The sequence below is a fragment of the Pokkaliibacter plantistimulans genome (assembly GCF_003194385.1).
In the GTDB taxonomy this organism is placed as follows: domain Bacteria; phylum Pseudomonadota; class Gammaproteobacteria; order Pseudomonadales; family Balneatricaceae; genus Pokkaliibacter; species Pokkaliibacter plantistimulans.
The window spans coordinates 1-9,301 of sequence record NZ_LAPT01000031.1 but is presented as its reverse complement, the minus strand read 5'-3'; the positions used below and the strand labels follow the sequence as shown (position 1 = coordinate 9,301).

The 9,301-nt window shown below is 53.2% G+C and carries 7 protein-coding genes and 1 CRISPR repeat array; all 7 genes read left to right on the top strand.

The genetic code is table 11. The features are described 5' to 3' along the window. Positions 1–588 precede the first annotated feature (588 nt). The 7 genes from csm6 to cmr6 are packed head-to-tail and all read left to right on the top strand — an operon-like array spanning position 589 to position 8,492. Positions 589–1,704 (top strand): CRISPR-associated ring nuclease Csm6, encoded by a 1,116-nt coding sequence (gene csm6 / locus WH50_RS07740; protein WP_110186803.1) that lies wholly within the window; start codon positions 589–591, stop codon positions 1,702–1,704. Beyond that, positions 1,701–2,897 (top strand): type III-B CRISPR module RAMP protein Cmr1, encoded by a 1,197-nt coding sequence (gene cmr1 / locus WH50_RS07735; protein WP_110186802.1) that lies wholly within the window; start codon positions 1,701–1,703, stop codon positions 2,895–2,897. The genes csm6 and cmr1 overlap by 4 nt, the downstream gene beginning before the upstream one ends. Then, on the top strand, positions 2,887–4,905 hold the full coding sequence (gene cas10, locus WH50_RS07730) for a type III-B CRISPR-associated protein Cas10/Cmr2 (protein WP_110186801.1): 2,019 nt from the start codon (positions 2,887–2,889) through the stop codon (positions 4,903–4,905). Before cmr1 ends, cas10 begins: the two co-directional genes overlap by 11 nt. Further along, the gene (locus WH50_RS07725) at positions 4,905–6,002 is read left to right on the top strand and encodes a type III-B CRISPR module-associated Cmr3 family protein (protein ID WP_165838349.1); all 1,098 of its coding nucleotides are present in this window, start codon (positions 4,905–4,907) and stop codon (positions 6,000–6,002) included. The genes cas10 and WH50_RS07725 overlap by 1 nt, the downstream gene beginning before the upstream one ends. Positions 6,003–6,046: 44 nt before the next feature. Beyond that, complete coding sequence (gene cmr4, locus WH50_RS07720) at positions 6,047–6,910, top strand: type III-B CRISPR module RAMP protein Cmr4 (RefSeq protein WP_110186799.1); 864 nt, start codon at positions 6,047–6,049, stop codon at positions 6,908–6,910. After that, complete coding sequence (cmr5, locus tag WH50_RS07715; protein ID WP_110186798.1) at positions 6,910–7,299, top strand: type III-B CRISPR module-associated protein Cmr5; 390 nt, start codon at positions 6,910–6,912, stop codon at positions 7,297–7,299. The genes cmr4 and cmr5 overlap by 1 nt, the downstream gene beginning before the upstream one ends. After that, the gene (gene cmr6, locus WH50_RS07710) at positions 7,299–8,492 is read left to right on the top strand and encodes a type III-B CRISPR module RAMP protein Cmr6 (RefSeq protein WP_110186797.1); all 1,194 of its coding nucleotides are present in this window, start codon (positions 7,299–7,301) and stop codon (positions 8,490–8,492) included. Before cmr5 ends, cmr6 begins: the two co-directional genes overlap by 1 nt. A gap of 109 nt (positions 8,493–8,601) precedes the next feature. Then, positions 8,602–9,259: a CRISPR direct-repeat array (repeat unit 36 nt; unit sequence GTCTTAATCCCTTTCAAAGCAGGGCTCGGTTCGGAC). Positions 9,260–9,301 lie beyond the last annotated feature (42 nt).

Below are 9,301 nucleotides of genomic sequence, written 5' to 3'. Positions count from 1 at the left end.
CACCCGCCACCCCACGGCTGTCGTTCTCCCTGCCACACCTGTTCGGCATGCACTGATCGTCTTGTGAACAAGGTGGCAAAGCTGTCATACAAAAAGCAGTGGCTGTCGGACAACAACCACTGCAGCTCTGATCCAATGCCGGATAAACCGGTATACTAGCAGGCTGTTGAAAAACGTTATCGAGGCAGCCGAGACAAGGAAAAAACAAGCGAAAAAGCAGAGTTTAGTGAACTAAATGAGCATTTTGAGCCTGTTTTTGACGCGGTATTCGGCAACGCAGATAGATTTTCAACGACCTGTTAGGGGCACTCTGGCGATGGATGGCGCCCTCCAAGCTAGAGACGAGTCCGTGTTTAATGCCAGATCATAAACGCTATACGCCACATGGGTTTACAGTGCAGGATTACCTGTAAGTTGTTTTATTTCAGAGACGTGCATTTTTTTCTTCAGGTATTCTCCCCTTGATAAGTGACTATGGGTTGTGGAAGTTAGTCATCATTGTGGCTCGACAATATTGTCGTTTATCCGTTGAAGGTAGGACTCAGTAAGATTCTGGGATCACTTAATTCTGGAAGGATTGGACGGGCGATGAAAAAGATTTTTCTGGCAGTCTCGGGGATGTCTCCTCAAATAGTTACAGAAACACTGTTCTCATTAGTAACTCAAAAGCAGTGGATTCCAGATCAGGTGCTTGTTCTCAGTACCAGAGAAGGGTGTGAACGTGCGTATAACGAGTTACTGCATCCTGACCGGGCACATTTTCTGGGCTTTTGCCGGGAGTGGTTGCCTGAAGGTGTTTCGATCACCTTCGACAAAAACTGTCTGCATACCTTTAAAAGCGGTGATCATGAGATAGACGATATTCGTTCAATCGAGGATAGCGCGGCTGTCGCTGACCAGATTGCCGAGTTTGTCTGGCAGTTAACCAAAGATGCTGACACCGAAATCCATGCCTCGATTGCCGGTGGGCGTAAGACCATGGGGTTTTTACTTGGTTATTGTATGTCGCTGTACGGCCGTCCGCAGGATCGGCTTTCTCATGTGCTGGTCAGTGAAGGCTATGAAGGCCTGACGGGCAAAGAGGGCTTTTTCTATCCAACAAAGGAATCGCGTCTTATTAATGACAGGAGCGGTAAACCTTGGGATGCCTCAAGCGCGCGTGTTGATCTGCATGAAATTCCGATTTTACATCTGGGTCATAAATTACCTCAGGATATGCGTGACAAGCCTGCTTCGTTCTCCAAACTGATTGAAATCATGAATTTGTCTGCACAAGAGCCCTGTCTGGAAATTAACTGGGAAGATATTGCGACTCGTGGTAACACCGCGACAGTCAAATGCCAGGACAAAGTAATAAAAATGACGCCACTTAATGCGGCTTTTTATTCCCACGTAGTTGATAAAACATTGAAAGAAGGAATGTTTAATAAAGCCTCGATGACACCGGAGGATTTTGCCCGGATCAAGCAGGCTGGAATGGATAAATTCCAGATTGAAGATGCCAATGAAGCAAATGCGGTCAAAAACTATGAATCGGAGCAACGCTTTATTACCGACCGACAAAAGCAGGTAAATGATGCTCTGGAAGAGCAGCTGGATGTTCTGGCTGAGCGCTACAAGATCAAAACCCGACGGGGTAAAGGCTTATACGTATCTCTGGATGAAGAACAAATCCACATGAGTGGCTGGGAGATTAATGGATGAATACCAAGGTCAAAGCCGAGTTTGACATCGTAACGCCGATGTTTCTCGGTGATGCAAACCACGAAGCTCAGCCTCTGATGCGAGCTGCTTCTGTTAAAGGTGCGCTGCGATTCTGGTGGCGTGCGCTGAACTGGTCGGACGCACTGGCTATTGCCAAAGGCAATGAAGTGGATGCCTTAAAGCAACTTCATTGCAAAGAGGGAAGGCTCTTTGGCGCAGCAACTCGCAAGGATGGGAAGGTCAGTCTTGGCGGGCAGGGGGTATTTCTTCTTAAGGTCGACAGCAAGAAACTCGACATCATCGGTAAGCCTTTTGAAAAGGTGAATGAAGGTGTCCTGTATTTGTTGGGAATGGGGTTGGGAACCTTCAAAGATGGCGGAAGTGTCACTCGACAAAAGAACATCAAATCCGGAGCTTTTAGCGTCAGTCTGATGTTCAAACCGGGTACGCCCGAGGCAGATATAGCCTCTGTCAGTGACGCGCTATGGGCATTCGGTTTACTGGGAGCCTTAGGTGCGCGAGCACGTCACGGCATGGGCTCTGTTTGTCTGACATGCTGGGAAGGGGATTCACGCGAAGTGCCAGCCAGTCGAGCGTGCTATAAGGCGGCGCTTGCTGCCTTGTTCTCACAGGTGAAAGCAGACTCGCCGTCACTGCCTCCCTTTACTGCATTAAGTGCACAGACGAGAGTCGATATATCCACGAGCAGCACGCAAAGTGCCGAAGGCTTGCTGCGCACCATCGGTAACGAACAAATGCGTTATCGCAGTTTTGGTCAGGGCGGCGAGGTACTAAAGCAGCCTGCCGAGCGGAATTTTGCTGATGACCATGACCTGATATTCCACGCCATCAATGGCAAAGAGCCCAAGCTCGCAGCCAAGCGCTCAGTGTTTGGTCTGCCACACAACTACTATTTTTCCTCTATAAAGCGTTCGGCTGAGATTAACTACATGGTTGGCAATAATAAATCTCGCCGATCTAGCCCATTATTTTTGCACATCCATCGCCTGGGTGATGAATTCGTGGGGGTTCATACCTTAATGCCTGCGCAGTTTCTGCCCGACAACGCCAAGGTGCTAATTGATGTAGTGAAAAGTGATCTTGAATTTAAGGTTCAGATCCAGCCTGACTGGTCCGTGATTCATAAATATTTAGATCGTTTTGCTGAAAGGGAGGTGGTCTATGGACAGTAAGTATTTCTACTTTACCCTCGGGCCGGTACAAGGATTTGTGTCACAAGCTAGACGCACACGAGACTTTTGGGCCGGTTCATTTTTGTTGTCATGGCTATCGGGTGTAGCGATGGCGGAAATCCACCGTCAGGGTGGAAAGGTCACTTTCCCGATCCCGGCCGAAAGCTATCTGGACTGGGTTACTCAAGGCAAAGGCGTGGGCGAGCCACCACGCCAGGGCAGTATTCCTAACCGATTTAAAGCGATGGCTGCCAAAGTACCGCAAGGATTTGACGGTACATTACTGGAATCGACCGTTCGAGAGGCCTGGGTTGCGCTGGCTGAACTGGTCTGGAGTGCCGATCGCTTGGCAGAGCTGGATAACAAAGGCGATTCACGCCGTATCTGGGATCGTCAGCAGCGTCACTTCTGGGAAATCAGCTGGGCGATAACGGAGGATGAGGCCGCCACTGACCTGTTAGACCGTCGCAAAAACTGGCGCAGTCATGTGCCCGAGCCTGAAGCCGGTGTGAAGTGCATGATGATGGATGGCTGGCAGGAGCTGTCTGGCGCTGAGCGCCCGGGGCAAAAAACGCGGGATGGTAAGGATTCACCGCTGGCCCGCTTCTGGCGCAACCTTCGGGACGATGGCCCCAAAGCCATTGCTACGGATTTGCGCGAAGGAGAGCACCTGTGTGCCATGGCCTATGTTAAGCGTCGTTTCGTCCGCTATTTCCATGAGCTGGATGTCACCTTGCAAAGTGGTTTGACCCTCAAAGGCTGGAAGCTGGAACCGGGTATGCCCTCAGTGGCTTATATGGCCGCAACCCACTGGCTGGAAACGCTGGCAAAAGTCGTTGCCGAGCCTGATCTTCAGGATCTCTACAACACGGCAATCAGAGTGAACGATAGCCATGATGAATGGCACACCGACATTGCCTGCCTGAAAAAGGCGGCTGCTGGCAAAAGTGCCGATGTGCGCAAACTACTGGCGCTGGATGGCAACCTGTTTTTTGAGCATGTGCAATCCAACCCAAAAGCCTATGGCTATGGTGAAGTGCGAATGAAGGAGTTCGCTGAGGTGTTCAAACGCCTCAAACGGGACTATCCCGAATTACGCAGCGCGCCCCTCTCGCCTTATTACGCCATCCTGTTAATGGACGGTGATTCCCTGGGTGTGCAGATGAGTGATCAGAAAAAGCAAGAGCCCATTTCTGAAGCGCTCAATGCCTTTACCGCTGGCGCACCGAAGGTGGTTGCTGAACACAACGGGCAGCTGATTTATGCCGGTGGCGATGATGTGCTGGCGATTCTGCCGATGGAAGATGCCATGACCTGTGCCGTCGCAGTGCGGGCGCTGTATAACCAAAGCTTTGCAGCTAAAGCCTGCACGGTGAAGACCTCCATCTCCGCCGCCGTTGTTTTTGCCCATGTGCGCTTGCCGCTCACGCAGGTGCTGACCGATGCCCATGCGCTGCTGGATGACGTCGCCAAGGACCAGACCGGGCGCGACGCCATTGCCGTGCGTGCGTGGAACCCTGCAGGCGTGCTGCTTGAATGGAGCCAGCCCTGGGACATCGCGCTGACTGACGGCGAGCTGGTGTTGAGCCAACTGGTTGATCAGTTCCGTGCCCTTGAAAGTGACAACCCGCGTTTCAGTAATAAATTCCTGTTCCGTGTGAGGGAGTTATTTGATGTGCTGAATCCGGTGAGCAAATCCAACACGCCGGAAATTGCGCAAGCGACCGGCAAAGCGAATGTTACGGTGAAACGCAAAGGCCAGAGTGATGCGCCGGTGCTGACTTACGAGGAAAGGGCTGATCTGCTTGCAGTTGAGCTCTGGCACAGTGCTGAAAACCGTCAATGGCCCATCAGCGATGCCAAAGCGTACATCGAACCCCTGCTGAAACAATGCAGCCCGGTCACGAGAAAAGCCGGTGTTCCGGTATCGCAATGGGATGTCTCACCTGTATTGAATGCGGACGGTGCGTTACTGATGCGCTTTCTGGCCAACAAGGGAGTGGAGTAATGGAGCAGTGGAATTTCAGCGCGGCTGACAGCTGGTTCTTTAAAGAGTCGCGACCCATTGAAGCTGTGGGCGCCAACCTGGCAGAAAGCCTGTTTCCGCCATCGGCCAGTAGCGTGATTGGCGCCATCCGTAGCTCCATTGGTGAAGCCCATCAGGTCGATTGGGCGGAGTATGCAGCAGGAGAGCATCCGCTACGGGGCATTATTGGCACCCCGGATGACCTTGGCCCCTTACAGTTTTCTGGCCCCTACCTGAGCCGGGAGGGGCAGCGCCTTTATCCGATGCCACAGTCCCTGTTGTGGGCGGGCAGTGACCAGACACGGCTTATTCCTGCAGATGGTGCGACCCGGTGTGATCTCGGGCTGGTGCGATTGCCACAAAAAGCCAAAACTCTGGCAGGAGCCAGACCCCGAGAGAACACCTGGATCACTGAGGCGGGGTTGCAGGCATTTCTGGCCGGGCAGCCCGTCGCTGCTACCGATGCAGTCAGTGCCGATGCACTTTTCGAGGCGGAGCCGCGCCTTGGCATCGGCCGTGATAATCAGCGTGCCACCGTTGAAACCGGGCTCTTGTATCAGACCCGTCACGTGCGGCCACGTCAGGGTTGCGAAATCGTGATGGATATTCGTGGCCTTCAGAATGAACACCTGCCGCCAACCGGCATCTGTCGTTTTGGGGCAGAGGGGCGCATGGCGAGCTGGTCTCGCACTCAGGCGAAAGCTCTGCCGGCGGTTGCTGCGTTAAAAGCAGCAAAAGGCCTTACCTTGATGCTGCTAACACCAGCCAGTTTTGAGCAGGGCTGGATTCCTGATGGCTTCACCGAGGATGACACCGGGAAAAGCCGTGTCTGGCGCGGTGAGCTGGCGGGTATCAGGCTCACATTGCTCTGCGCAGCACTTGGCAAACCACGCCGTGAAGGCGGCTGGGATCTGGTCAATCGTAAACCTCGTGATCTGCAATCACTCATTCCGGCGGGCAGTGTGTATTTCTGCGAAGTGGAAGGGGATATCGCCGGGGCGCAGCGTGCACTGCATGGTATCCAGATAGGTCAGCAACAAGCCTGGGGACGCGGCACTCTTGCCGTGGGCTACTACTGATACCCCGGACTCTTCAACGAATTCATGACGAAAAGGAATCAGATATGAAACATCAAATGCTGGGTCTGTTTGCTGAAACGGCTATTCACGCGGGTGCGGGAAAGTCTGTCGGCGTGATTGACCTGCCTATCCAGCGTGAAGCGACCACCGGCTGGCCCTGTGTGTTTGGCTCGGCAGTAAAGGGTGCCCTGCGAGCCAAAGCGGAAAGTACCGACAATGGCAGCTGGATTACCGAGGTGTTCGGGCCGGATACCCGCAATGCCAGCGACCATGCCGGTGCCCTGATGGTGGGTGATGCGCGTCTGTTGCTCCTGCCAATCCGCAGCCTCACGACCCACTTCAAGTGGGTGTGCTCCCCCGCGGTGTTGCAGCGCATGCTGGCGGATGCTCGTCGCGCTGGTCTTCCTGATTTGCCGGAGGTTAGCTTGCCGGAACTGGGGGCGGAAGAGGCTTTGCAGGCTGCGGCAGATGAGCTGGTCTACCTTGAGGAGTATCGCTTTAACGCCAAATCCCATGACCTGAGCAGCCTTATCACCGTACTCGCCCGATTCAGTGATCAGCCTGACTTTGCTGCGCAACTGCAAAAGCAGCTGATGGTGGTCAATGACAACATTTTTGCCCATCTGGCCAGCCATGCCACTCCCGTGGCACCGCACATTGCCATTGATAACAAAAGCAAAACCGTGAAAGACGGCGCGCTGTGGTACGAAGAAACCCTGCCTGCGCAAACGCTGCTTTATACCGTACTGGCAGCGAATCGCTCACGCAAAGTGGGGGGAGAAAATGCAGAGCAGATGATGGCGCATACCCTGTCACTCTTCCCGCAGGAAGCGCCTTATGTGCAGCTGGGTGGTAATGAAACCGTGGGCATGGGCTGGTGCCGTGTGACTCGAGTAGGAGGTGTGTGATGCAGACGGTTCAGCAGGAACGCGCCCGGCATGCGCTGGAGCAGATTCGCAAACTGGAAGCCTACCCTGACAAAGACAAACTCAAGGCGCGTGCATCAGAGTTGCCCTTTATGATTCACGCCAATGGCCTGGGCGCAACAGCAGCCTTCTTTCGCAGTAAAGGCGACAAAGACGGCTATCAGCAGCTTTATCAGGTGCTGCAAAGCTGGCTAAGTACCAGCAAGCGGCCTTTTGAAAAGCAAGATGACCTGATGGACGCCATCACCCAGAGCGACATGACCACTTATCGTTTGGCACAGGCTGAAGCCATGGTCTACCTCGACTGGGTGAAAAAGTTTGCGCTGGCTTATCTCTCTGGCAGCAAGGCCAGTAATAAGGAGACCGCATAATGACGTTGCCGCTTTATCAGTCGGGCAGCCATGCGCTGGACGATGGCCATCCACCCAGCAAAACGGCCCACCTTGGCCTGTGGTTTGAGCGTTTTTATCAGGGTTTTACCAGTAATTGGAATCTGGAGACGGATGCCAAGGCGAAAGCTTTGATTGAAAAGATGAAAAAAGACTGGATTAAAGCTATCGCCAAACAAGAAACCCCTTCCAAGCATTTGCAGCGCCATGCCGAACAACGCCAGCAACTGGCCAAAGGCATCAAGGCCCATTACCGCGTATTCGAAACGACCAGCCCGTTTGTCACCGGTGTGGGCCTAAGCCACCCGGTTGAAAATGGTATGAGCTGGCACCCGACCCTCGGCGCACCTTACATGAGTGGCGCTGCCGTGAAAGGGTTACTGAGGGCCTGGGTAGAAGAATGGATGGACTTTGACAGCGAACAAGCCCGCGAAGCGCTGGTTATCCGCTGGTTTGGCACGGCAAAAAACAATGAGCACAACGCCAGTGCAGGTGAGCTGCTGTTTTTTGACTTGCTGCCTACCGATAAAGTAACGCTCGCCTGTGAAGTCATGACACCGCACATGGGCGGTTGGTATGAAAAAGGCGGACAAGTCACTCTAAGTAAGGACAATCCTGACAAAATTTCGGTCAATGACTATGCCGATAAAGTTCCGGCGGACTGGCACAGCCCTGTGCCTATCTACTTTCTGGTCGTCCGCTCAGGCAAATTCGCCACTCTGATTGGGGCGCGAACCCCAGAGGCTCAGGCGGAGGTCGGGCAGGCGATGGAGGAGCTGGCCAAGGCACTGGAATGGTTAGGTGCAGGTGCCAAAACGGCCACCGGCTTTGGCCGAATGGAAGAGTCAGCAGCGGATGCTTACGAGCGTGAACAAAACCAGGCCAAAGAAGCCAAAGCACAAAAAATGGCAGCATTAACGCCCGCCCAGCAATGCCTGACGGAAGTGCAGGAGTTGATGAGCGCGGATCAGGCTAAAAAGCACCCTAGTTATAAAGACAGCCGTACCGGCAACCCCATTTTTGAAGAAGCTAAAAAGCTTAAAGAGTTGGCTACTGGCATGTCAGAGGCGGAAAAGGCCGAAGCCAAAGCCTGCCTGACAGCGGTGTTTGGGTATCTGGGTATCGACCGTAATAAAGCCAAAGCGGCGAAAGAGCTATGGAGTTCGCTGAATTAAATCAGCGAATGCGAAAAACAAAAAACCGAAGGGCAACCTTCGGTTTTTTTATGCCTGTAGCAGGGCTCGGTTCGGACGATTACCTCGACCTCATCAACCGTTCAGGTGCGTCTTAATCCCTTTCAAAGCAGGGCTCGGTTCGGACTCAACAGCTTGATCCATTGAATGCACAGCTCAGTCTTAATCCCTTTCAAAGCAGGGCTCGGTTCGGACGCAATGACCCAGCTAGTCCGTCACTTCAGTGACGTCTTAATCCCTTTCAAATCAGGGCTCGGTTCGGACACGAGACTCGCTATGGTGAGGAGGAACTGATGGTCTTAATCCCTTTCAAAGCAGGGCTCGGTTCGGACCCCGCAAACTAAGCCTACGCTTGAGCTGAGTGTGTCTTAATCCCTTTCAAAGCAGGGCTCGGTTCGGACAAAACGTCTGGACGTACGCTCCAATGAATTTGGGTCTTAATCCCTTTCAAAGCAGGGCTCGGTTCGGACAAAGCACAGCGACCCGGTAGTGCAATAGCACTGCGTCTTAATCCCTTTCAAAGCAGGGCTCGGTTCGGACTGAAGCAGCATGGCCGTTACGACGTCAATCAGGCGTCTTAATCCCTTTCAAAGCAGGGCTCGGTTCGGACACGGTGTTATCGGCGCTATTGGGTACGGATACGAGTCTTAATCCCTTTCAAAGCAGGGCTCGGTTCGGACGTTTTCGGTAAGAGCGGTATCGATCTGCCGTTCGTCTTAATCCCTTTCAAAGCAGGGCTCGGTTCGGACGTATAACACACGTTAAGGTTCTCAAACCGGCGCGGTGTACTC